Here is a 23,277-nt window from a genome sequence, read left to right on the forward strand (position 1 = left end):
CAGTTCCGCGCGCCCCTAAAAACCTAGGGGCGCGGGGAACTGCGCAGTCTTTGGGGGTTCGGGGGCGGAGCCCCTGAGTAAGTGACGGGAATGGGTAGGGGCGGCGGGGGCGAGAAACGTCCTACAACAACCCCGCCCCCGCCAAGAACTTCCCCACCCCTTCGATCTCCTCCGGCGACAGGGGGACCTGCGGCTCGGCCGTGGCGGGGCAGGCGATGATCCCCCTCAGGTGCAGCGCAGCCTTGAACGCGCCGAGTGCCGACGAACTGCCCCCCATCCGCCCCGCATCCCCCACCCGCACCATCCCGAACAACGAACACACCCGCTCCTGCTCGGCCCGAGCCCGCTCCCAGTCGCCCTCACGGCAGAGCCGGTACAGCCGTACGTACCCGTGCGGATCGACGTTCGCGAGCCCCGGCACCGCCCCGTCCGCCCCCATCGCCAACGCACTGTCCACGACGAGCTCGGACCCGGTGAGGACGGAGAACCCGGAGATCCCGGGATGTGCTCGCGCCCCGGTCACCACGGCCCGGAAGCCCCCCTCGTCCCCGCTGGAGTCCTTGAGCCCGGCCAGCACCCCCTCCGCGGCCAGCTCAAGCACCAACTCGGTGCCCAGCTTGGAGTGGACGGCGACCGGGAGGTCGTACGCGAACACCGGGACGGGAGAGCGCGATGCGATCGAACGGTAGTGGCGGGCCACCTCCGCCGGGTGCGTGCGGGTGTAGAAGGGGGCCGTCACGACGACCCCGTCGGCGCCCGCCTCCGTCACGTACCGGACGTGGTCCAGGACCCGCGGGGTCGTCATGTCGATGGCGCCGGCGAGTACGGGAAGTTGGCCGGACACATGGCTCACCACCGACTCGACGACCAGTCGACGGTGACGGTCCGTCAAGTACGCCGCCTCCGAGGAGGATCCGAGGACGAACAGGCCGGTCACCCCACCGTCCACCAAGTGGTCGACCAGCCTCAGCAACGAGGGGACGTCCACCTCGCGGTCCGGTGTCAGGGGCGTGCAGACGGGCGGTACGACACCGGTCAGCGGGGCGGGTACGGGCATTGGGGCTCCCTGGGCATCCTGGCCATGGCGGTGGCCTCCGGAACGGTGGTGACGGCCTGTGCGACCAGGTCACGTGTCGACTGGCCGTCCTCCACAGGATGGTGGCACCGAAACCGGTGCCCGGGACTCGACGCGGCCGCGAAGTCCGGCATCGTCCCGGCACAGACGGAGTCCGCCTTCCAGCAGCGGGTGCGGAAGGGGCAGCCGCTGGGCGGGCGCGTGGCCGACGGGACAGGGCCCACCAGCGGGATCGGGTCGATCGGGTCCAGCAGCCCGGGCGTCGCCGAGAAGAGGGCCCGTGTGTACGGGTGCCGGGACCCGTCCGTCACCTCGTCGGCCGGGGACTCCTCGACGATCCGGCCGAGGTACATCGTGATGACCCGGTCGCTCATCCTGCGTACGGTCTGGATGTCGTGGGAGACGAAGACCAGGGCCAGGCCCAGCCGTTCCTTCAGGTCGAGGAGGAGGTTGAGGATCTGGGCGCGGACCGACACGTCCAGCGCGCTCGTCGGCTCGTCCGCGACCACGAGGTCGGGGTCGAGGGCCAACGCCCGTGCGATGGCGACCCGTTGGCGCTGGCCGCCCGACAGCTGACCGGGGAGTCCGTCCGCCAGTGCCTTGGGCAGACCCACCAGTGACATCAACTCCCTTACGCGGTCCTCTCGTTGCCGGGCCGTTCCCCGCCTGTGCACGTCGAGGGGGTCGCGCAGGATCTGCCGTACCGTCAGCCGGCGGTTCAGGGCGGTCGACGGGTCCTGGAAGATCATGCCGGTGCCCGCGCCCACCGTGACCCGCCGTTCGGCCGGTGGCATCGTCCACAGGTCGCTGCCGCGGAAGGACACCGTGCCGGACGTCGGCTTCTGCACCCCCACCAGCACCTTGGCGAGCGTCGACTTGCCGCAGCCGGACTCCCCGACGACGCCCACCGTCTCGCCGGGCGCGATGGTGAGGTCGGCGCCGGTGAGGGCGTACACCCGGTCGCGCGCGAACAGGCCGCCGGTGCGCGCCTTGTGGACGACGTGCGCGTCGGACAGCACCACGAGCGGGCTTTCGGCGCGGCTCACCTCATGGCCAGCGGCAGACGGGCTTTCGGGGCGGTTCACTTCATGGCCATCGACAGGCTGGGTCATCTCACGGCCTCGCTTCCGTCGGCTCGGGCGGTCCGGGCGGTCCGGCCAGTCCGGTTGCTTCGGTCGGTCCGGTCGAGGTCGCGGCCAGGGCGATCGCCGGGTGGTGGCACGCCACCTCGTGGCGGCGCGGCGGACCCGCCAGTCGCGGAGCCGTCGTACGGCACACGTCCGTCACCAGCGGGCAGCGGTCGGCGAACCGGCAGCCCGCCGGGAAGTCGGCGGGCGACGGCACGACTCCCTTGATCTGGGTCATCCGCTCGGCCGCCGACTCAAGGGACAGGACGCTGCCCAGCAGCCCGCGCGTGTAGTGGTGGGAGGGGAATTCGACGAGGTCCGCCGTCACGCCCGACTCCACGATCTGGCCGCCGTACATCACGACCACCCGGTCGGTGACGTCCGCGATGAGGGCCAGGTCGTGCGAGACGAGGACGAGTGCGAAGTCGAGTTCGGCGCGCAGCCGCAGCAGCAGCTCTATGATCTGCGCCTGCACGGTGACGTCGAGTGCGGTCGTCGGTTCGTCGGCGACGATCAGCTTCGGGTCGCGCGAGAGCGCCATGGCGATGAGTACGCGCTGGCGCTGGCCGCCGGACAGTTCGTGCGGGTAGCTGCGCAGGGTGCGTTCCGGGTCCAGGCCGACCAGTTCGAGGAGTTCGGCGCCCGTACGCGTGCCGCCCCTCCTCACAACTTGCTTGAGCTGGGCGCGGATTGTCATCGCCGGGTTCAGGGAGGAGAGGGCGTCCTGGTAGATCATCGCCATCTCGTGGCCGAGGAGTTTTCGGCGTACGCGCATCGGCTCGCCCACCAACTGCCGCTGGTTGAACCGCACATGGCCGCGCACCCGGGCGCCCTTCGGCTCCAGGCCCATCACGGCGAGCGCGGTCAGCGACTTGCCGCAGCCCGACTCGCCCACCAGGCCCAGGACTTCACCGGGCTGTACGTCGAAACTGATGCCGTCGACGATGTCCACACCCCCGTGGCGGGCATCGAATCCGATGGCCAGGTTCTCCACGCTCAGCACCGGCCGGCCCTCGGGGAGAGGGCGTGCCCGGGCGCGCAGCCGCCGGGCCGCCTCCGTCAGTCCCGGCAGTTCGAGCACCTTGCCGCTGCCGGGCTCGGGTTCTTCCAGCCGGTCCTCCTCCTCGCGCGCCTCGACGTCCCGCGCGGCCGGCGCCGCCCACGCGTCCGAGACGCCCTCGGAGAGGATGTTCAGCGACAGCACGGTGACCAGCATCAGCAGACCGGGGAAGACGGTCGCCCACCAGCCGCCGGTCAGCACCATGTTCTTGCCGTCCGCGATGACACTGCCCCAGGACGGGTCCGGCGGCCGCACACCCGCGCCGATGAAGGACAGCGACGCCTCGAAGACGATCGCCTCGGCCACCTGCACGGTGCAGAACACGAGGACCGGAGCGGCACAGTTGATGGCCACGTGCCGCCACACGATGTGCGGGGTACGCGCTCCTATGACCCGCTCGGCCGTCACGTAGTCCTCGCCGTACTGGTCCATCACGTTGGCCCGTACGACCCGTGCCATCGGCGGCATGTAGAGGAACGCGATCGCGCCGATGAGGATCGGGATGCTGCCGCCGAACACCGCGACGAAGACGGCCGCGAGCGCGATGCCCGGGAAGGCCATGACGATGTCGAGGCAGCGCATCAGCGTCTCGTCGACCGCCTTGCGCGAGGTCGCCGCGATCGCCCCGATGAGCGCCCCCACGACGAGCGCGAGCCCGGTCGCGCCGAGCCCGATCGCCAGCGACCAACGGGCCCCGTACATCAGCCTGCTGAGGATGTCGCGGCCCAGGCTGTCCTGCCCCATCCAGTGCGCGCCGGACGGCGCGCCCTCGCCGTGGCCGTTGTCGACCAGGGCCGCCTGGTCGAGCGGGTCGTGCGGGGCGATCAGCGGGGCGAGCAGGGCCGTGAGGACGACGATCCCGATGACCACGACCGCGATCCGCGAGATCAGCGGGAGCCGCTTGAAGCCCCTGAGGCGGATGCCGGGCAGGGAGAGCTTCTCCGCCAGCCGCTTCCGGTACATCAGCATCATGCTTCGGCACTCCTCAGGCGCGGGTTGACCAGCAGATAGAGGATGTCGATGACGAGGTTCACGACCACGAACCCGAAGGCGATCGTGAGCACACCGCCCTGCACGACGGCCGGATCACCGTTCTTCACGGCGTCGATCATGAGCTTTCCCATCCCCGGCAGATTGAAGATCGTCTCGATGACGACCGCACCGCCGAGCAGATAGCCGACCCGCAGACCCAGGACGGTCAGCGGGTTCATCAGGGCGTTGCGCAGCACGTTCCGCCCGACCACGACCACCGGCGGCAGCCCGCTGCCGATCGCCGTCCGTACGTAGTCCTTGTCCAGCTCCTCGACCACGGCCGTACGGACGATCCGGGTGAGCTGTGCGGCGACCGGCAGCGACAGCGCCAGCGCGGGCAGCGTCATCGTCTTCAGCCAGCCCGTGAACGAGTCGGCCGGGTTGACGTATCCGCTGGTCGGGAACCAGCCCAGGTCCACGGCCAGGTACTGGATCATCAGCAGCGCCAGCCAGAAGCCGGGCGCCGCGACACCGGTCAGCGACACGACCCGGATCAGCTGGTCGGGGAACCGGTCCCGGTAGATCGCCGCGGTGACCCCGCCGAGCAGCGACAGCACCACCGCGATGCCCAGGCCCAGGAAGGTCAGCTGCATGGTGAGCGGCAGCGCGGTGGTGACCTGGTCGACGACCGGCGCCCGCGTCAGCGCGCTGACCCCCATGTCACCCCGGACCAGATCCCCGACGAAGTCGAAGTACCGCACCGGGAACGGATCCAGCAGTCCGTTCCGCTCCCTGAAGTCGTGCAGCTGCTGCTCGGTCGGGTTCGCGCCCTGGAAGTACGCGGACGCCGGATCACTGTCCGAGAACCGCATCACAACGAACACGAACAAAATGATCCCGAGCATCAACGGCACGAGCAGCACGATCCGCCGCCCAACAATTCTGACGATCGCGATCACGGACTCTTCTCTCCTCGCCGTTTCGGACTAGACCCACTTCGCCTGGAGAACGTTTATCCCCGGGTACGGCTGAGGCCGAATACCCGAAAGATCCCCCGCATTCCACGCAGTGATCAACTCGTTGTGCACCACCGGATAAATGACCGCGTTCTCCGCCACAATGTCGATGTACTCCTGCGTCATCGACTTCTTCTTCTCGGCATCCGGCTCCTGCGTAGCCTGATCCATCCGCTTGAACAGATCCTTGGCCACGGAGTTGTTCTCCCAGCGGGCATACCGCATCCAGGTGTTCCCGGGCCCGTAGTTGTAATGCATGATCAGATCCGCGTCGAGACCGAACTGGTTCGGATTGGACGCGGCGGCGACGACCTGGAAGTCCTTCTTCTGGTCGAGCTTCGTGAACAGCGCGGCGGTTTCCTGGGGTTCGAGGGTCGTCTTGACGCCGATGGCGTCCCAGGAGGCCTTGATGGTCGGCAGGCAGTCCACGATCCAGCTCACGTTGACCGCCATCAGGCTGACCGTGAGCCCGCTGACCCCGGCCTCCTTCAGGAGCGCCTTGGCCTTGTCCGGGTCGTAGCCGTAGACGGTCTTCGCCTTCCGGTACGTCGGATTCCCCTCGTTGAGATACGACGACGCCTGCTTCCCGTGACCGCGCAGCGCGGCCTGGATCATCTTCTCCTTGTCGATGGCGTAGTGCAGCGCCTGCCGCACCCGTACGTCGTCGAAGGGTTTGTGGGCGGTGTTGAAGAGGAGGAAGATGTGGTTCATTCCCGCCCCGCCCTCGACCTTCAGGCCGCCCTTTTCGAGCTGGGAGATATTGGCGTACGGGATGTTGTCGGAGATCTGTGCGCCCGCGCTCGAACCCGAGATCTTCGCGACGCGCGGCGCGGCGTCCACGATCGTCAGCCAGTTCATCTTCTTGAACGCCGCCTTGCGGGGGCCGTTGTAGTCCGCGAACGCCTCGAAGGTGGTGTTGGACTTCGGGTGGTGGGCGGCCTGCCGGTACGGGCCGGAGCCGACCGCCTTTCCCGTCGTCGCCTCGTCCAGCGCACCAGCCTTCGAGAACACGTGCTTCGGCATGATCTTGGCGAGGGTGAGCCGCTGGGCGCCGTCGGGGAAGGGGAACTTGAGAATGAGTTCCACGGACTTCTCGTCGACCTTCTTCACCTCCTTCAGCCAGGACGCGAAGAAGTTCTTGGCGAGCGTCGTCGTCTTCGGATCCAGTACGCGCTCATAGGTGAAGACCACGTCGTCGGCGGTGACGGGCTGCCCGTCGTGCCACTTCGCGCCCTCGCGCAGCGTGAACTTCCAGGTCGTCGCCCGGAGATCTGCCGGAACGGCCGTCGCGAGCGCCGCGTACGGCTCACGGCTGATCGGGTCGGTGTCCAGCAGCCCCTCGTAGATGTGGTGGTTGCCGGCCATCGCGAAGGCCGAGGCGGTCATCAGGGGGTCCCAGCTCTGGTCGTTGCCGTAGCCGATGACCGCGGTGAGCGTCCGGTCGGCGCCCTCGCCCCCGTCTCCCGTCTCGTTCGTGGACTCCGGTCCCGACGAGCAGGCGGAGAGTGTCGAGCTGATCGCGGCGGCGGCGCCCAGCGCGCCGGAGTACTTCAGGAACGACCGGCGGTGGAGCGCCGGTGCGTGGGTCGCGTCGCGCACGGTTCCTCCAGCAAGGGGTGGGAGATACGACGTCCTACGTCATAGGTGCAGCGTGACCATAAGAGGGCGCGTGGGGGTGGTCAAGGGAGCGCGCACGAATGCCGTTTCTTCCAGAGGTGCAACCAATGTCGCCCTGAAATGCGCTGAGTTGACGGACGGTCAATCGCCGATTGACGGCCGATCCTGTCGGGAGGTGGGACGTGGGATGTCTTGCGCGCGTACGATGCGGCGCATGTCTGAGTGGCGCGTATCCGACGACTCCAGGAACGACAGCCCGAGCAGCGAGGGCCCCCGGAACTCCTTCCCCCGGGCGCGCTCGGTCCGTGAGCCGCGGGTGAGCAGCCAGATCCAGCGCGAGGTGATGCAGCTGATCCTCGACCGCAGGCTCCGGGCCGGCGCGCCCCTGCCCACCGAGGCCGAACTGATGGAGTCCCTCGGCGTCAGCCGCAACTCCGTCCGCGAGGCCCTCAAGGCACTCCAGGCCCTCGACATCGTGGAGATCAGACACGGCTACGGCACCTATGTCGGCGAGGCGTCGCTGACCCCGCTCGTCGACGGCCTGACCTTCCGCACGCTGGCCCAACAGGGCGACGACACCGGCGCGTTGGCCGAGATACTCCAGATCAGGGAGGTCCTGGAGGAGGGGCTCGTCCGGCGGGTGGCGGGCACACTCTCGGACGCGGAGCTGGCGCGGCTGGAGGCCGTGGTGGAACGGATGGAGGAGGCGGGCCGGGCGAGCCGTCCGTTCCCCGAACTGGACCGCGAATTCCACGAGTTGCTGTACGCGTCCCTCGGAAACGCCCTGGTGCCCCAGCTGTTGGGCGCCTTCTGGACCGTGTTCCGGCGGGTCGCCGGTGTGCGGGGCTGGACGGACGATCCGACGCCCGACGTGACGGTCCGCCGCCATCGTGACATCGTCGTCGCCCTGAGAGCAGGAGACGTGGAGGGGGCGCAGAAGGCGATGGCGGACCATTTCCGCGGTATCGAGGCGCGGGCCGCGCAGGAGTCACGGGGGGTCGGATGAGTGAGGGCTGGGACGAGGGGACGGCAGGCGTACTGAGGCTGCCGTCCGGGCGGTTGGTCCGGGGCCGGGGGCTGCGGCACGGGCTCGACCCCTCGGCGGTCCCGCCGACGTACGGCCTCTATCTCCTCGGCAAGCAGCCGCCCGAAGTCCCCTGGGACACACGGTGGTTGAAGTGGCCGGACTTCTGGCTGCCCCGGGACAGGGCGGACGCGCGGAAGGTCCTCACGGCGACCTGGGGGCGGGCCGCGGACTCGGGCGAGCGCGTCGAGGTCGCCTGCGGGGGCGGTCGCGGACGGACCGGCACGGCACTGGCCTGCCTCGCCGTCCTGGACGGCGTACCGCCCGACGAGGCCGTGGAGTTCGTACGACGGAACTACGACCGCCACGCCGTCGAGACGCCGTGGCAGCGGACATACGTACGTCGGTTCGGGGAGGGAGCGGGGCCCGGTTAATGACGGGAACGGGCCCCGCTGCTTTTCGGGGCGGGGCGCCGGGGCGCTACTTCGCGGAGCGCTTCTTGTAGCCCGTCACCTTGGCGATCCAGGCCATGAAGTCGGCCGGGTCCTCGTTGGAGCCGTGCGCGCCGTCCCAGTACATGAAGGCGTCGACGTCGTCGCCCAGGTTCTCCAGGCTCAGCGCGAGGTTGCCGACTACGCTGAGCGAGGTGTCGCTGTCCTTGGTGCCGACGCGGATCCACCAGTGCTTCGACCGGGCCGGGTTGCGCTTCTCGATGAAGTGCATCGGGTTCATCAGGTCGAGCTTCCCGGGCAGGTCACCGGGGAGCCGCGCGCTCGCACTGCCCTCGTGGCGCAGGCTGTAGAGCGTGAAGTGGCGGGCCTTCGTGGTCCCCGTACCGAACAGGTTGTTCTCCCCCGAGGAGAGGTCGAAGGCGTCGAACGCCGGGGCGTCCTTCTTCCGGGCGCCCACGTGGGTGAGGAAGTCGGCCCAGGAGAAGGCCGCCCTGCCGCCGGACCACGTGATGAACGTGTTCGCGGCCAGGTAGGTCGCACGGGCGGAGTCCGACAGGGCGGCGAGGTACTTGGTGGCCGACGGCTCCAGATACGTCTTCACCAGGTACTCGTCGAGGTTGCGGGCCGTGACGGTGCCGAAGCCCTTCGCCCGCAGCTTGAGGGACGCCTGGTAGTCGGCGAACGCGGTGCTCAGTTCCCTGGACACGGTCCGGTCGACCAGCGATCCCGAACTCAGCTTGTTGGCGCCCCAGTTCCACTCGTACGCCATGTCGGCGTGTTCGAGGTCGGTGATCGGGCACCAGTCGCCGCTGGCGAAGACGGCGTCGCTCGCGTCGGCCGCGCCCAGCTCCCTCAGGTACTTGTCGTAGAGCGGGCTGTCGCCGGACGCGCCGAGCAGGGCGGACAGGGCGCCGCCCGCGCTGGTCCCGGAGGAGACGATCCGGTCGGTGTTGCCGGGGATACGGCCCTTGTTGGCGCGTACGTACCGGACCGCGGCCTTCAGGTCGACGATGGCGGCCGGGGCGGTGCCGTAGTACGTGCCGTCCGAGTCGACGAGGGTGCGGCCGCGGGCGCCGGGTTCCACGACGACGTACCCCGTCACCAGGGCCAGCTTGCCGAGGTTGACCATCCCGCCCTGGGCGTCCACCATCGCGTTGCCGCCGGACTGGACGCCGCCCGAGCCCGATCCGGTGCCGCCGGAGGCGGACGCGGAGGCAGACGCGGATGCGCTGGGCGCGGCACTGGCGCCGGTGGTCGCGCCGCCCGTCGCTGGGCCGCCGGGGCCGCCGGTCATCTCGCCGCCGCCCACGCCGGTGGCCTCCGCGACGGACGACGGCATGTAGCCGCCCACGGAGTTGGCGAGGAGGATCGGGGCGCCGGTGGCGTCCACCGCCTTGCCGTCTATCTCGACCGGAACGCTGACGTTCAGGCTCTGGTACTTCTCGTCGACCGGCTTGGTGACGTACGTGACGGCCTTGTAGAAGTGGTACTTCACCTGGTGCTCGTCGCCGGCGGCGTCCGTGATCGTCGTCGTCAGTTCCGTGTAGGCGTCCTTGTCGAAGGCGAGGGCACCCGCCGCGCCCGACGCCGCGCCCGACGCCTTGGTTCCGGACCCGCCGGACGCCCGCGCGCTCAGGGCGAAGCCGCCGGCCGCCGCGACGCCCGCGGTCGCGCCGATCCCCAAGGCGACACTCCTGCGCTTCACTGCCCTGTGCTTCACGATGTCTCCCACGTCCGCCGATCTCGTTGTCGCGAACGTAATTCGGTCGCGACAAAAGTGTCAACAATTCTGTTGATGACATGGTGAACGCTCAGGAACTCATGGTCGGCGCACAGCTCCCGGCCACTTCCGGCGGCGGACGCTCATCCCTTGGCCGGGGTGCCGTAGACCATCGGCCGACAGCCGGAAGCGCCCCGGCTCAACAGACTGTCGGCATGGAGAACACGGGGAACGGCAAGGGCAAGAGCACGGGGATGAGCAGGGCACGGTTCATGGCGGCAGCGGCGGTCATGGGGGTCGGAGCGGCGGCGGGACTGCCGGCCGCCGGGGCGTCGGCCGCGGCGCCCCCGTCCGGGTCGCCCTCGACGCCCCCGTCCAGGTCGCCCTCTCCGTCGCCGCGAGCCGCGGCCGACGGCAATGCGCGCGGGCTCACGCACCGAGGTGTCGTCTACACGGTCGGGGCGGGGGAGACCCCGGGGACGGCGTGGAGCGGGCGGAGGATGCGCGGCGACATCCGGGCGATCGCGGACGACCTGCACGCCGACACCGTCGAGGTCACCGGGGACGGGGTCGAGCGACTCAACGCCACGGCGGGCGAGGTCGCCGAGCGCGGGCTGCACGTCTGGCTGCAGCCGACGCTGGGGGACGTGCCGGAGCGGGAGATCCTGGAGCACCTGGCGGAGGCGGGCCGGCACGGGGAGCGGCTGCGGAAGCAGGGCGCCCGGGTCACGCTCGCCGTGGGGTGCGAGTTCTGGCTGTTCGTGCCGGGGATCGTGCCGGGGGCCGACGTCTTCGAGCGGATCGACAACCTGGAGAAGGGCAACTTCGATCTCGCGAAGATGCAGAAGCGGCTGGCCGCGTTCACCGCGAAGGCGGCGGCGGTCGGACGGTCCGTCTTCCGCGGCAGGCTCAGTTACGCCGCCATGCAGGACCCGACGTTCGAGAACGTCGACTGGAACCTCTTCGACGTCGTGGGGATCGACTACTACTCGTACTTCCCACAACGAGCCGACTACGCACGTGAGTTGAGGAAGTTCCAGCGCTGGGGCAAGCCGCTCGCGATCACCGAGTTCGGCACCTGTACGTTCGTCGGCGCCCCGGAGCAGGGCGGGATGGGCTGGAGCATCGTCGACTACGGCAGGACACCGCCGGAGATCAAGGGGAACGTGGTGCGAAGTGAACGCGTACAGGCCGCTTACCTCACCGATCTCCTCGACGTCTTCGAGTCGATGAACCTGCACGCGGCGATGGCGTTCGAGTTCGTCACCGCCGACGCTCCGCACCGCCCCGACAAGCCGCTCTACGACCTCGACATGGCCTCGTACGCCATCGTCAAGCCCATCAAGGACCGCCCCGACGACCCGAGTTCGGACTGGCACTGGGAGCCGAAGGATGCCTTCCGTGCGGTGGCCCGGCACTACGGCCGGGCGGGCTGCTGAGCGGTCCGCGGCCGGTCGGGTTCAGGGGCGGGCGGGTTGCTGAGGTGCCGGGTTCAAGAGCGGGTGGCGCGGAAGCGGACGGAGCCGGATTCGGAGTGCCGGTCCACCGACACGTCCGTGAAGCCCGCCTTGGCGAGACGGTCCGGAAGGCCGGCCGGATCCACCGTGTTCATCGTGTCCCGGAAGTGCAGCACCCGGAACAGGAAGCTCGGCTGGCTGTCGCACCCGGCGAAGACACCGCCGGGCCGCAGCACGCGGTGCGCCTCCGTGAAGATCCGGTCCTGCTGGGCGGCCGTCGGTACGTGGTGGAGCATCACGAAGCAGACGACGGAGGAGAAGCTCTCGTCCGGCAGCGGCATCGCGGCTCCGTCGGCGTGCAGGATCGTGGCCCGGTCGCCCCACTTCCCCTCCAGCAGGGCGGCGGTGCCCTCGTCGATCTCGACGGCCGTGACACGGGGGACCTGTTCGATCAGTACGCGCAGATTCGCGCCGTAGCCCGGACCGATCTCCAGTACGTCGTCGCCGAGGGGTACGTCCGCCAGGGCCCAGGGGAGGATGTGGTCCCTCGTCGTCCGGGCCCACTTCTCGGAGCTGCACAGCTTGCGGTGTGCTCGGTTCATCGGCATGAGACGACGGTACGAGCGGGGCGGCGGTGTCCGACACGGGCTACGCTGCCGTGTCATGTCGCCAGACGGACAGTCGGTCGGTCCGCCGGTCGGGCCGTCGGCCGGACAGCCTTCCGGACCGCCGGCCGCCACCGCGATCTTCATCGGCCACTTCGCGATGCCGAGGGGCAGTGGGTTCGGCCGGCACTGGCACACGTTCCACCAACTCGCCTGGGCCGCAAAGGGGTTGCTGCGGGTGACCAGCGAGCGCGGCGCCTGGCTGCTGCCGCCCTCGCTGGCGCTGTGGATCCCCGCCGGGCTGGCCCACACGACGGAGGCGGAGGGCGACGCTGTCATGCGCACTCCGTACGTGAACCCGGTGGTGTGCCCGGAGATCACGTGGAGCGAGCCCACGGTGGTGGGCGTGGACCCGCTGCTCCGGGCGCTCGTCGACCACCTCGTACGCACCGACCTAGCCCCGGACGCCCGGTCGCGGGCCGAGGCCGTACTCCTCGACGTACTGCGTCCCGTACCGGTGACCAGCGTGTCCGTGACCGAGCCCCGGGATTCCCGTACGCGGGCGGTGGCCCGGGCGCTCGCCCAACACCCGGACGACGGGCGGGCGTTGGAGGCCTGGGGCAGGGAGGTCGGCGCGAGCGCCCGTACGCTGGCCCGGCTCTTCGTCGCCGAGACGGGCCTCGCCTTCGGCCAGTGGCGCGAACGCCTGCGCATGCAGCTCGCGATGCCGCTCCTCGCCGAGGGGCTGACGACGGAGGCGGTGGCCCGGCGGGTGGGATACGCCTCCGCCAGTTCGTTCGTGGCGGCGTTCCGACGGATCGTGGGCGTCACGCCCCGGCAGTACTTCCCGGTCTGCGACTGAACCACGTACTACGAGTTGCCGGAGCCCGAGCCCGAGCCCGATTTGGTGTCGGTGGCCCTCTGCCCCCGGCGGTGGGCCGCGACGCGTTCGCGGGTCGCGCAGCGGCGGGAGCAGTAGCGGCGGGCCGGGCCCGGGCCCGAGGTGATGTAGACGTTCCGGCAGGCGGGGGAGGCGCAGAGGCCGCCGGGCGGGTGCTGGTGGTCCCAGAGCAGGACGGTCAGCGCCAGACAGGACGAGGTCAGGAACCACTCGTCCCAGGGGGCGTCGTCGTGGCTGTCGAGGTGGGGGTGCCAGGGAGCGCCGCCGCCGTGCGAGGTGAGCCGCAGCGGTCCGGTCTGTTCCGCCAGCAGGCGGTTGAGGGCGGCCGCGGCGGCGTCGACGTCCTCGGCGGCGAAGACCTCACGGAGGAGGAGAGCGGCCGCACGCATCCGTACGACGTCGTCCGGGGCGAGCTCGACGGGGTCCGACTCGCCGTACTCGCGCAGCACTTCGGCGACGGCGACGGCTTCGGCTGTCGGCGTGGGCTGTGGCTCGCGGTCGTCCGTGCCGGACAGGGCGTTGATCAGGGCCGCGGTGCGTCGGGCGTTGGCCAGGACGGAGTGCCGCGTCGACCAGTCGTCGGAGAGGGCTGCCATGGGTCGAAGGTAGCGCATGTAACGCATATTGCGCATGTTTGAGTTACGTACGTAACGTCGTCCCGATGAAGAGGCGTTACGCGATGGGGTCCTTCCTCGCCGGGGCGGCAGCGGCGCGGGCGGGCGACGAGATGTCCGGTCCGGCGCTGTTGCTGGCGGGCTACGCGGTCGGAGGGTCGGCCACGGAGGCGTCGGCGCTGCTCGCTGGCATCACGGTCTCGGCGGCGGTCGGCGGTCCGCTGCTCGGAGCGCTCCTCGACAGGTCCCCGAGGCCGGGCCGCCTGCTGGCCCGGGCCCTCGCCCTCTACGGAACGGGCCTGGTGCTGATCCTCCTGAGCCTCGGCCGCCTTCCCCTCGAACTCACCGTCCTGATCGCCGTGTTCACGGGACTGCTCGGGCCGGCCCTCTCCGGCGGCTGGACCGCCCAACTCCCCAGGGTCGTGCCCCACGAGCGCATGCCCCGCGCGAACGCGCTCGACGCGATGACGTTCAGCCTGGCGAGTCTGGTCGGCCCGGCGCTGGCCGGAGCGCTCGCGCATCTCCTGGGAGCACCGGCCGCCGTGGTGGCGTCGGCGGCGCTGATCGCCTGCGCACTGCCTGCGGCGTGGACTCTGCCGAGGGGCCGCGGCCAGGACCAGGATCGAGACCAGGACCAGGATCGGGACGGCTACCGCGACCGGGACAAGACCCAACCGGCCGCATCCCTGACCGCCGACCTCGCCGCCGGCATCCGTGCCATCACCCGCACCCGACCGCTGGCCCGGGCCACCCTCGCCTCGGTCGTCTCCTGCGCGGGCCTGGGCATGCTGATCACCTGCACCCCGCTGCTCGGTGAGCGGGCCTTCGGCTCGGCCGCCGAGGGCACGCTGCTCCTGACCTGCACGGCGGTCTCGGCCCTCGCCGCCAACGCCGTACTCGCACGCCGTCCCCGCGCCATCGCGCCGGACACGATCATCTGGTCCAGCGCGCTGCTCCTGGCGGCAGCGCTCGTGCTGTCCGCGACCGGCCACCCGTTCCTGGTCCTCGCGACCGCCCTGATGGCGGGCGTGGGTGAAGGCCCGCAACTCGCCGCGCTGTTGGCGATCCGGCACCGGGAATCACCGGAACACCTCCGCAGCCAGGTCTTCACGACAGGCGCCAGCCTCAAGATCACCGGCTTCGCCCTCGGTGCGGCCGTCGCGGGCCCGCTCGCGACGCACTCACTGCCCACCGCGCTCCTGACGGCCGCGGGGGTTCAACTCGTCGCGGCCCTGAGCTTCCACGCTCTCTGACCTGCGTTGTGTCAGCAGGTTCGTATGAGCATGACAGCAACGGCGGGGCCCGGGAACATTAGTTGGTTCCAGTCGGAAATCCGAGAAGGGGGAAACACATGCGGACTTTGACGAGAACGTTGGTCAGCGCCACCGCGGTCGCCGGGATCCTCCTCGGCAGCCTTGCGGGGGCGAGCAGCGGTTTCGCGGCGACCGAAGTGGCCACGAAGACGGCCTCGGAGCGGGCGGCGAGCGCCGAGGCCGTCAGCCCGCTCGCGGTGGACAACCACGGTCTGTCCACGGGGGAGGCCAGGAACGTCCAGTGCTGGCTCATGGACAACTGGGGCTACCCCGGCCCCCTCAACGGCCAGTTGGGCCCCGACAGTTGGAAGGCGATACAGCGCTTCCTCCAGGCGGACTGGGGGTACCCCGGTCCGATCGACGGAGTCCCCGGGGTCAGCACCGACAGGGCATTGCTGACTTTCCTGACGGCGGAGTACGGCTACCCCGGCCCGTTCGACGGCATCTGGGGCCTCCGCGCCACGGTCTCCTTCAAGAGGTTCGCCGCGTGGTGCGCCGGGTCGTGCTGACCCAGCAGGTGCGGGCAGTGGGGGTGATCCCCGACTGCCCGCACCTCGTCTGTCGGCCGCCGCGTCAACCGGCGCAGCGCCGCGTCACTTCTCCGACGAACGCGCACCACGCGTGCGCGGACACCAACAGGACGGGACCGTCAGGGGACTTGCTGTCCCGCACGGGCACGACACCGGGGACTCCGTCGGCGACTTCGAGGCATTCGCCGCCGTTGTCGTCGCTGTAGGTGCTCTTGCGCCAGCGGGCGGCGCCTATGAAGTCGTAGGCGACCTCGACGCAGTCCTCCCCGCCGCTGCCGCCGCTGTAACTGCTCTTGCGCCAGCGGGCGTTGCTCAGGTCGCACTCGCGCATCGTCTGTGGTCCTCCGCCGCCGACTCGATCAGGGCCAGGGACGCCTCCGGTGACAGCGCGGCGGCCCTGATGAGATCGTAAGACGACTGGGTCCGCTTTACCACAGCCGGTTCGTCCAGCAGGCTCCCCGAAAGCACCGCCTCTGTATAGACGGTTGGCGGGGCATCCTCGAACTGCATGAGCTTCATCATCTTGCCCATCTCCCGGTGCGCCCCCGCCGCGAACGGCAGCACCTGCAACAGCGCTTTGCGCTCACGCACCAGCGCCGCGATGTGGTCCAGCTGGTGAGCCATGACGGCCGGGCCGCCGACCTGGACTCGCAGGACCGTCTCGTGGAGGACCACCCAATACATGGGCCTTGTAGCGTCCTTGAGGAGTCGCGTCCGGGCCATGCGTCCCTTGAGCAGTTCCTCGATGTACTCGTCGGCGGCGAGTGGGTTGCCCGCCAGGAACACCGCCTGCGCGTACTCCCGCGTCTGGAGGAGTCCGGGGACCACCGTCGGCGCGTACTCGCAGATCTCTGTCGCCAGCCGCTCCAGCTCCACCACGTGCGCGAAATACTCGGTATACGGCTGGTCCTTGATGAGCTTTCGCCAGAGCCGCTCGAAAAAGCCATCGGTTTGCAGGACCTCGTCGATCCTCTTCGCCACATCCAACTGTGGTTTCCGAATGGCCTGTTCGAATTGCCCGATGTAGCCGCCCGACACAAAAACGCGATAACCCAAGTCCGCCTGAGTTAACCCGGCATCCTCGCGGCGCCTCTTCAACTCCGTACCGAAGAACTCCCAAGCAGCCTGCCGCGAACCATTGGCCATGGCCAAGCCCCCTTGTACTGCCGTGTACTGCACCGAAGTTGCTGAGCGTAGAGGTCTTCCAAAGTCTAAGCGGCGGGCGTCACCGTGGAGATGAAAAGCGTGAAACCCAATTGGAAAGGGGAACACGGTGAAGGCTGACGGGATCGGCCATGCCGCACAGCACTCGGCGGCGTGTGTCGAACAAGCGGAGGAAACGGTGAAGGAATTGCGCGCGGCACTGGCAACCGCAGGAATTAAGTTGCCGACACTCGGGATCGACCCGGCAAGTTTGGCGCGGGAGGCCCCTTGTCCGCTCGTCGAATTGGGGCGGTGTTCCGTCGGGACGGCGGCGCGACTCGCGGCGGTGCTGGGATGAAGCCGAAGGTCGGGACGTACGTCGTCGACACGAGGACGGGAAGGGTGGGCGTGGTGATGGGGCACGAGGGACCCTACGTACAGCTCAGGCCGTACGGCGGCGGCAAGGAGTGGGACTGCGCACCGGACACCGTCCGGGGAGCCACCGCGGCGGAACGTCTCAGCGCGGCCACCGCGTACGCCAACGCACGCAGCCGCGGCGAGGTCCCCTGAAACGTCCGGAGGGGCCTGTCGTAGGGTGCTGCGCCATGGCGCTATGGATATGGAAACGTCGCAGGCAGAAGGCCGCGCGCAAGTACCCCGTGCCGCTCACCATGCACCAGCTGTGGATGGTGTCGCTCAGTGCGCCGGTGAACCGTGACAAGGACTCCTCGCGGACGACCCTGTACCCGTTCACCCGCATCGACGACGACAAGGCCGGGCGCTGGCTGGCCGACCAGTGGGAGATCACCTCACGTGACGAACTGGTCGGCCGGCTCGACGGCCTCGCCCGGACCGGCTACCGCGCCGGCGCCCGGCGGCGGCTCGGCGGCGTCGAGCCCCTGGCGTGGGACGCGGGTCTGTACGTCGACATCACCCGCCGGGGCTTCGCGTGCGGGATGCTCGGCGAGGCCGACGCGTGGACCGCGCTCAAGAACATCGTCCCGGCGGTGGTGAGGTCGTACGCCTCCTGGAACGAGTACGCCGAGCACTACCTGCTCGGCAGGATGGTCTGGCGGGAGAATCTGCGGGGCACCCCGGACGCGCCCGCCCCGCAGGCCGTCTCGGACGCCCATCTGAAGTCCCTGCTGGACCCCGCGAACCGGGCCAGCCCGTGGAACATGGCGCCCTGGCACGCGATCAGCCACCCCGACCACACCCGCTGACTCCGTACGCGAGAATGGGCCCATGAGCCTGTTCCGCGACGACGGCGTTGTCCTGCGCACCCAGAAGCCGGGTGAGGCGGACCGCATCATGCTGCAGTCTCCCGGGGGGCGACCCCCGTACCCCCAGCCGGAAACCCGTGGGGGCGCGCGATGAGTCTCTTCCGGGACGACGGTGTCGTCCTGCGCACCCAGAAGCTGGGTGAGGCGGACCGCATCATCACGTTGCTCACTCGCGGTCACGGACGCGTACGTGCCGTCGCGCGGGGCGTGCGCCGGACCAAGTCGAAGTTCGGGGCGCGGCTCGAACCCTTCTCCCACGTCGACGTGCAGTTCTTCGCGCGGGGGAGCGAGCTGATCGGGCGCGGGCTGCCGCTGTGCACGCAGAGCGAGACCATCGCTCCGTACGGTGGCGGGATCGTCGCCGACTACGCGCGGTACACCGCCGGGACGGCCATGCTGGAGACCGCCGAGCGGTTCACCGACCACGAGGGCGAGCCGGCCGTGCAGCAGTATCTGCTGCTGGTGGGCGGGCTGCGGACGCTCGCGCAGGGCGAGCACGAGCCGCACCTCATCCTCGACGCCTTCCTGCTGCGCTCCCTCGCCGTCAACGGCTACGCGCCGAGCTTCGGCGACTGCGCGAAGTGCGGCATGCCGGGACCGAATCGGTTCTTCTCGGTCGCCGCGGGGGGTTCCGTCTGCGTCGACTGCCGGGTGCCCGGCAGCGTCGTACCCTCGGCGGGGGCCCTCGAACTGCTCGGCGCGCTGCTGACGGGGGACTGGGCGACCGCGGACGCGTGCGAGTCGCGGTACGTCCGGGAGGGCAGCGGTCTGGTGTCGGCCTATCTGCACTGGCACCTGGAGCGCGGACTGCGCTCGCTGCGTTACGTGGAGAAATAGGCAAGCAGAGAAGCAAGAGAAGTACCCGTAGGCACGTCACGTAAGAGGAGACGAGAAGCACATGGTGGTACGCGGGATCCTGGGGCGCCAGCGCCGCGAGTACAAGACGCCGGAGCCGCACCCGTCCGGCGCCCGCTCGCCCAAGCTCCCCGGCGAGCTGATCCCGAACCACGTGGCGTGCGTGATGGACGGGAACGGCCGCTGGGCCAAGGAGCGCGGGCTGCCGCGCACCGAGGGGCACCGGGTCGGCGAGGGCGTCGTCATGGACGTCCTCAAGGGCTGTCTGGAGCTGGGCGTCAAGAACCTCTCGCTGTACGCCTTCTCGACGGAGAACTGGAAGCGGTCGCCCGAGGAGGTCCGCTTCCTGATGAACTTCAACAAGGACGTCATCCGGCGCCGCCGCGACGAGATGGACGAGCTCGGCATCCGGATCCGCTGGGTCGGCCGCATGCCCAAGCTGTGGAAGTCCGTCGTCCAGGAGCTCCAGATCGCGCAGGAGCAGACGCAGAAGAACGACGCGATGACGCTGTACTTCTGCGTCAACTACGGCGGTCGCGCCGAACTCGCCGACGCGGCGAAGGCGCTGGCCGCCGATGTCGCCGCCGGGAAGCTCGACCCGGACAAGGTCACCGAGAAGACCATCCAGAAGTACCTCTACTACCCGGACATGCCGGACGTCGACCTGTTCCTGCGCCCGAGCGGCGAGCAGCGCACCTCCAACTACCTGATCTGGCAGTCCAGTTACGCCGAGATGGTCTTCCAGGACGTCCTGTGGCCCGACTTCGACCGCCGCGACCTCTGGCGTGCGTGCGTCGAGTACGCCTCCCGCGACCGCCGCTTCGGCGGCGCCGTCCCGAACGAGGACCTCCTGGCAATGGAAGAGGGCATGCGGGGCCGCCCCGAAGGGGCCTGAGCGGCCTGAGTGATCGATTGAAGGTGCGGCCCGGCGGGGGCTGATCGCGCAGTTCCCCGCGCCCCCAAAATCCGCGCCGTTCCTCCCGCGCCCAAAGACAAAAGCCAGGCGCGCAGCCCCGCTTTTCAGGGGCGCGGGGAACTGCGCGACAAGCCCCCACCGGGCGGCACCCGAAAACGACCCGCAGACCCCTACCCCTTGGCGCGCGCAGCGCACTCCGCACAGGTGCCGAAGATCTCCACCGTGTGGGCCACGCTCACATAGCCGTGCTCCGCCGCGATGGCCTCCGCCCACTTCTCCACGGCCGGTCCCTCCACCTCGACGGCCTTGCCACAGACACGGCACACGAGGTGGTGATGGTGGTCGCCGCTCGCGCAGCGGCGGTAGACGGACTCGCCGTCGGACGTGCGCAGGACATCGACCTCACCGGCGTCGGCAAGGGACTGCAGCGTGCGGTACACCGTGGTCAGCCCGACGGAGTCGCCCTTGTGCTTGAGCATGTCGTGCAGGTCCTGGGCGCTGCGGAACTCGTCCACCTCGTCGAGCGCCGCCGCCACGGCGGCACGCTGCCGGGTGGAACGGCCCCGAACGGGCGGTCCAGCGGTAGTCACCGTTGCCTCCAAACGTCTGCGGCTTGCCGGGCCATTGTGCCAGCTCGGGCAAGGTCGACGAGTTTCAGTCAGACGCCGACCTTTCCGGTGGGTGTGCGCGTGGCCGGAATCGCGCACTCCGCCGGATCGCCGGCCTCCCGGGCCGCGGCCTGCGCTGCGGCCCGCACCCTGCGCCGGGCCAGTGGTGTCGCCAACGCCGTGAGCAGGATGAACATGCCGATGGTCAGCAGGACGATCGTCGCACCGGGCGGCACGTCCTGGTAGTACGAGGTCACCGTGCCGCCGATGGTCACGCTCACCCCGATCGCCACCGCGATCGCGAACGTGGCGGCGAAACTGCGGCTGAGCTGCTGCGCGGCGGCCACCGGCACCACCATCAGCGCGGAGACCAGCAGCAGGCCGACGACCCGCATGGCGACCGTGACGGTGACCGCCGCGGTGACGGCCGTGAGCAGGTTCAGGGCACGCACCGGCAGCCCGGTGACCCGCGCGAAGTCCTCGTCCTGGCTCACCGCGAACAGCTGCCGCCGCAGCCCGACCGTGACGAGCACGACGAAGGCCGCCAGCAGACAGATCGCCGTCACGTCCTCCTCGGAGACCGTGGACAGAGAGCCGAAGAGGTACGAGGTCAGGTTGGCGTTGGAGCCGCCGGGCGCGAGGTTGATGAACATGACACCGCCCGCCATGCCCCCGTAGAAGAGCATCGCCAGCGCGATGTCGCCGCGCGTCTTGCCGTACCAGCGGATCAGCTCCATCAGAATCGCGCCGACCACGGAGACGGCCGTGGCCATCCACACCGGGGACCAGGAGAGCAGGAAGCCGAGGCCGACGCCGGTCATCGCGACATGGCCGATGCCGTCGCCCAGCAGGGCCTGACGGCGCTGCACGAGGTAGATGCCGACGGCGGGCGCGGTGATGCCGACGAGGACCGCGGCGAGCAGGGCCCGCTGCATGAAGGCGTAGTCGAGGATTTCGAGGTTCATGGCGATCAGCTCAGCAGTCCCGTCCGGATCGGTTCGGCGTCGTGAGCCGCGTGGGGGTGTACGTGGTCGTGGCCGGGGCGGGGGTCCCCCCGTTCGAGCGAAGCCGAGAATGGGGGAGCGTGCTGGCCGAGCGCCTGCGGGGGCGGGCCGTCGTGCATGACGCAGCCGTCGCGCAGCACGACCGCGCGGTTGATCAGCGGCTCCAGCGGGCCCAGTTCGTGCAGGACGAGCAGGACGGAGGCGCCCTGGGCGACCTGCTCGCGCAGGGTCTCCGCGAGGATCTCCTGGCTGGCCAGGTCCACGCCCGCCATCGGCTCGTCCATGATCAGCAGTTCGGGTCCGGCTGCGAGGGCACGGGCGATGAGTACGCGCTGGTGCTGGCCGCCGGACAGCGCGTTCACCGAATCCTTGGCGCGGTCCGCGAGGCCGACCAGGGCGATGGCCCGCTGGACCGCCTCGCGGTCGGCCCTGCGCAGGACGCCGAAGCGGGCGCGGGACAGCCGTCCGGAGGACACCACCTCGGTGACCGTGGCGGGCACCCCGCCGGCGGCGGTCGTGCGCTGCGGTACGTAACCCACGCGCGACCAGTCGCGGAAGCGGCGCCGCGGGGTGCCGAACAGCTCGGTCTCGCCGCTGGTGACCGGCACTTGGCCGATGACCGTGCGGACGGCCGTCGACTTGCCGGAGCCGTTGGCGCCGAGCAGCGCGACGACCTCACCGCGGTTCACGGTGAGGTCGATACCACGCAGGACGGGGCGTGAGCCGAGCTCGGCCGTCACACCGCGCAGGGAAATGACGGCCGATGCGCCGGGCTCGTCCCTCGTGCCGCCGTCCTTCATGCCGCCACCCTCCGTGGGCTGGTCACTTCGCGCCCAGTGCCGACTGCAGCGCCTTGAGGTTGGACTCCATCACCTGGAAGTAGTCGTCACCGCGGGACTTCTTCGTGATGCCCTCGATCGGGTCGAGCACATCGGTCTTGAGGTTCGCGTCCGCGGCGATGGTCTTCGCGGTCTTGTCGCTGACGAGGGTCTCGTAGAAGACCGTGGAGACGCCGTCGGCCTTGGTCATCTCCTCAAGGTCCTTGACGCGGTTGGCGCTGGGCTCGCTCTCCGGGTCCAGGCCGTTGATGGCCTCCTCGGTGAGGCCGTAGCGCTCGGCGAGATAGCCGAAGGCGGCGTGCGTGGTGATGAAGACCTTCGTCCTCGTGTTCTTGAGACCGTCCTCGAACTGCGTGTTGAGGCCGTCCAGCTTCTTCACCAGGGCCGCGGTCTTCTTCTTGTAGTCCGCCGCGTTGTCCGGGTCGGCCTTCTCGAAGGCCTTGCCCACACCCTCGGCGACCTCGGCGTACTTCACGGGGTCGAGCCAGATGTGCGGGTCCTCGCCGGAGCCCTCCTCGCCCTCGTGGTCGTCGTGCTCGGCCGCGTGGCCGCCGACCTCGTTGCCGTGCTTCTCCAGGCTGGTGAGGGTGGCCGCGTCGATCTTGGTCTTGATCTCGGACTGGGCGACCGCGTCGTCGACGGAGGGCTGGAGGTTCTTCAGATAGAGGGCCACGTCCGACTCCTGGAGCTGCGCGGTCTGCTCGGCGCTGATCTCCAGGTCGTGCGGCTCCTGGCCGGGCTCGGTCAGCGTGCTCACACTGACGTGGTCTCCGCCTATCCGCTCGGCTATGAACTGCAACGGGTAGAACGACGCCACGACGTCGAGCTTCCCGCTGTTGCCGTCGGCCGCGTTGGACTTGGACGAGCAGGCGGAGAGGAGCCCGAGACCCAGGGCGGTGGCCGCGGCGACCGCGGTGCCGGATACAAGACGTCGTCGTACGTTCATGACACCCATTTTCAACAACTCTGGAAATGATTGTCAATAACGCGCCTTGTGATCTGGGCTTCATCCCGGTATGGGAGGGGTGTGACGGGAGAGGTGGGGACGGTGTGCGGCCAGGACCCCAACCGATTTGATCCGGGGGCAGGGGCCGCCGGTAATCTGAAGCATTCGCTCTGAAGCAACTGCCCGCCCGTCTCCCGACC

25 protein-coding genes are annotated in these 23,277 nt (G+C 69.6%); 11 read left to right on the top strand and 14 right to left on the bottom strand.

Features of this window, described 5'->3' with window-relative positions; genetic code table 11:
• Window positions 1–121: 121 nt before the first annotated feature.
• The 5 genes from O3Q52_RS13220 to O3Q52_RS13240 form a co-directional block, all read right to left on the bottom strand.
• Window positions 122–1,057 carry a dihydrodipicolinate synthase family protein gene (locus O3Q52_RS13220; RefSeq protein WP_269648970.1) on the bottom strand — a complete coding sequence of 312 codons (936 nt, stop codon included), beginning with the start codon at window positions 1,055–1,057 and terminating at the stop codon, window positions 122–124.
• The gene (locus tag O3Q52_RS13225) at window positions 1,036–2,121 is read right to left on the bottom strand and encodes an ABC transporter ATP-binding protein (protein WP_269648971.1); all 1,086 of its coding nucleotides are present in this window, start codon (window positions 2,119–2,121) and stop codon (window positions 1,036–1,038) included. Before O3Q52_RS13225 ends, O3Q52_RS13220 begins: the two co-directional genes overlap by 22 nt.
• 67 nt (window positions 2,122–2,188) lie before the next feature.
• Entirely contained in the window at window positions 2,189–4,231 is a 2,043-nt protein-coding gene (locus O3Q52_RS13230; RefSeq protein ID WP_269648996.1) for a dipeptide/oligopeptide/nickel ABC transporter permease/ATP-binding protein, read from the bottom strand.
• On the bottom strand, window positions 4,231–5,193 hold the full coding sequence (locus O3Q52_RS13235) for an ABC transporter permease (protein ID WP_269648972.1): 963 nt from the start codon (window positions 5,191–5,193) through the stop codon (window positions 4,231–4,233). The genes O3Q52_RS13230 and O3Q52_RS13235 overlap by 1 nt, the downstream gene beginning before the upstream one ends.
• Before the next feature lie 27 nt (window positions 5,194–5,220).
• Window positions 5,221–6,849, bottom strand: a complete 1,629-nt coding sequence (locus O3Q52_RS13240) for an ABC transporter substrate-binding protein (RefSeq protein ID WP_269648973.1) — start codon at window positions 6,847–6,849, stop codon at window positions 5,221–5,223.
• Window positions 6,850–7,081: 232 nt separating this feature from the next.
• Between O3Q52_RS13240 and O3Q52_RS13245 the strand changes: the two genes are divergently transcribed.
• Window positions 7,082–7,873 (top strand): FadR/GntR family transcriptional regulator, encoded by a 792-nt coding sequence (locus O3Q52_RS13245; RefSeq protein ID WP_269648974.1) that lies wholly within the window; start codon window positions 7,082–7,084, stop codon window positions 7,871–7,873.
• Window positions 7,870–8,325, top strand: coding sequence for a protein phosphatase (locus O3Q52_RS13250; RefSeq protein ID WP_269648975.1), 456 nt, complete (start codon window positions 7,870–7,872; stop codon window positions 8,323–8,325). The genes O3Q52_RS13245 and O3Q52_RS13250 overlap by 4 nt, the downstream gene beginning before the upstream one ends.
• 46 nt (window positions 8,326–8,371) lie before the next feature.
• On the opposite strand, the gene O3Q52_RS13255 is transcribed toward O3Q52_RS13250, so the two are convergent.
• On the bottom strand, window positions 8,372–10,063 hold the full coding sequence (locus O3Q52_RS13255; RefSeq protein WP_269648976.1) for a subtype B tannase: 1,692 nt from the start codon (window positions 10,061–10,063) through the stop codon (window positions 8,372–8,374).
• Window positions 10,064–10,278: 215 nt separating this feature from the next.
• Here O3Q52_RS13255 and O3Q52_RS13260 point away from each other — a divergent pair, with 215 nt between their 5' ends.
• On the top strand, window positions 10,279–11,502 hold the full coding sequence (locus O3Q52_RS13260) for an abortive phage infection protein (protein WP_269648977.1): 1,224 nt from the start codon (window positions 10,279–10,281) through the stop codon (window positions 11,500–11,502).
• Between the two features lie 53 nt (window positions 11,503–11,555).
• Here the strand turns inward: O3Q52_RS13260 and O3Q52_RS13265 are convergent, their stop codons facing one another.
• Entirely contained in the window at window positions 11,556–12,128 is a 573-nt protein-coding gene (locus O3Q52_RS13265) for a class I SAM-dependent methyltransferase (RefSeq protein WP_269648978.1), read from the bottom strand.
• A 55-nt stretch (window positions 12,129–12,183) separates the two neighbouring features.
• On the opposite strand from O3Q52_RS13265, the gene O3Q52_RS13270 reads away from it, so the two are divergent.
• Complete coding sequence (locus O3Q52_RS13270) at window positions 12,184–12,987, top strand: AraC family transcriptional regulator (protein WP_269648979.1); 804 nt, start codon at window positions 12,184–12,186, stop codon at window positions 12,985–12,987.
• Between the two features lie 8 nt (window positions 12,988–12,995).
• Here the strand turns inward: O3Q52_RS13270 and O3Q52_RS13275 are convergent, their stop codons facing one another.
• Window positions 12,996–13,622 (bottom strand): CGNR zinc finger domain-containing protein, encoded by a 627-nt coding sequence (locus O3Q52_RS13275; RefSeq protein ID WP_269648980.1) that lies wholly within the window; start codon window positions 13,620–13,622, stop codon window positions 12,996–12,998.
• Between the two features lie 65 nt (window positions 13,623–13,687).
• Here O3Q52_RS13275 and O3Q52_RS13280 point away from each other — a divergent pair, with 65 nt between their 5' ends.
• Window positions 13,688–14,893: an MFS transporter gene (locus tag O3Q52_RS13280; protein WP_269648981.1), complete on the top strand. Its 1,206-nt coding sequence runs from the start codon at window positions 13,688–13,690 to the stop codon at window positions 14,891–14,893.
• Between the two features lie 98 nt (window positions 14,894–14,991).
• Window positions 14,992–15,462 carry a peptidoglycan-binding protein gene (locus tag O3Q52_RS13285; RefSeq protein ID WP_269648982.1) on the top strand — a complete coding sequence of 157 codons (471 nt, stop codon included), beginning with the start codon at window positions 14,992–14,994 and terminating at the stop codon, window positions 15,460–15,462.
• A 64-nt stretch (window positions 15,463–15,526) separates the two neighbouring features.
• On the opposite strand, the gene O3Q52_RS13290 is transcribed toward O3Q52_RS13285, so the two are convergent.
• Window positions 15,527–15,814 carry a DUF397 domain-containing protein gene (locus O3Q52_RS13290; protein WP_269648983.1) on the bottom strand — a complete coding sequence of 96 codons (288 nt, stop codon included), beginning with the start codon at window positions 15,812–15,814 and terminating at the stop codon, window positions 15,527–15,529.
• The gene (locus O3Q52_RS13295) at window positions 15,796–16,629 is read right to left on the bottom strand and encodes a helix-turn-helix transcriptional regulator (protein WP_269648984.1); all 834 of its coding nucleotides are present in this window, start codon (window positions 16,627–16,629) and stop codon (window positions 15,796–15,798) included. The genes O3Q52_RS13290 and O3Q52_RS13295 overlap by 19 nt, the downstream gene beginning before the upstream one ends.
• A 142-nt stretch (window positions 16,630–16,771) precedes the next feature.
• On the opposite strand from O3Q52_RS13295, the gene O3Q52_RS13300 reads away from it, so the two are divergent.
• The 5 genes from O3Q52_RS13300 (at window position 16,772) to O3Q52_RS13325 (ending at window position 19,659) form a co-directional block, all read left to right on the top strand.
• The gene (locus tag O3Q52_RS13300; RefSeq protein ID WP_269648997.1) at window positions 16,772–16,984 is read left to right on the top strand and encodes a hypothetical protein; all 213 of its coding nucleotides are present in this window, start codon (window positions 16,772–16,774) and stop codon (window positions 16,982–16,984) included.
• Window positions 16,981–17,196 carry a hypothetical protein gene (locus O3Q52_RS13305; protein ID WP_055613418.1) on the top strand — a complete coding sequence of 72 codons (216 nt, stop codon included), beginning with the start codon at window positions 16,981–16,983 and terminating at the stop codon, window positions 17,194–17,196. Before O3Q52_RS13300 ends, O3Q52_RS13305 begins: the two co-directional genes overlap by 4 nt.
• 35 nt (window positions 17,197–17,231) lie before the next feature.
• A complete protein-coding gene (locus tag O3Q52_RS13310; RefSeq protein ID WP_269648985.1) occupies window positions 17,232–17,849 on the top strand; it encodes a DUF1266 domain-containing protein in 618 nt (205 codons plus the stop codon).
• Between the two features lie 150 nt (window positions 17,850–17,999).
• Entirely contained in the window at window positions 18,000–18,746 is a 747-nt protein-coding gene (recO, locus tag O3Q52_RS13320) for a DNA repair protein RecO (protein WP_269648986.1), read from the top strand.
• A 61-nt stretch (window positions 18,747–18,807) separates the two neighbouring features.
• Window positions 18,808–19,659, top strand: a complete 852-nt coding sequence (locus O3Q52_RS13325; protein ID WP_200398269.1) for an isoprenyl transferase — start codon at window positions 18,808–18,810, stop codon at window positions 19,657–19,659.
• 191 nt (window positions 19,660–19,850) lie between these two features.
• On the opposite strand, the gene O3Q52_RS13330 is transcribed toward O3Q52_RS13325, so the two are convergent.
• The 4 genes from O3Q52_RS13330 to O3Q52_RS13345 all read right to left on the bottom strand — a co-directional run bounded on the left by O3Q52_RS13330 (window position 19,851) and on the right by O3Q52_RS13345 (window position 23,077).
• Entirely contained in the window at window positions 19,851–20,270 is a 420-nt protein-coding gene (locus O3Q52_RS13330) for a Fur family transcriptional regulator (RefSeq protein WP_189837949.1), read from the bottom strand.
• 68 nt (window positions 20,271–20,338) lie between these two features.
• Complete coding sequence (locus tag O3Q52_RS13335) at window positions 20,339–21,253, bottom strand: metal ABC transporter permease (protein WP_269648987.1); 915 nt, start codon at window positions 21,251–21,253, stop codon at window positions 20,339–20,341.
• 5 nt (window positions 21,254–21,258) lie between these two features.
• Window positions 21,259–22,092, bottom strand: coding sequence for a metal ABC transporter ATP-binding protein (locus O3Q52_RS13340; RefSeq protein ID WP_269648988.1), 834 nt, complete (start codon window positions 22,090–22,092; stop codon window positions 21,259–21,261).
• A 22-nt stretch (window positions 22,093–22,114) separates the two neighbouring features.
• A complete protein-coding gene (locus tag O3Q52_RS13345; protein WP_269648989.1) occupies window positions 22,115–23,077 on the bottom strand; it encodes a metal ABC transporter solute-binding protein, Zn/Mn family in 963 nt (320 codons plus the stop codon).
• Between the last annotated feature and the right edge of the window lie 200 nt (window positions 23,078–23,277).

Source organism: Streptomyces sp. ActVer, from assembly GCF_027270795.1.
Lineage (GTDB): Bacteria > Actinomycetota > Actinomycetes > Streptomycetales > Streptomycetaceae > Streptomyces > Streptomyces umbrinus_A.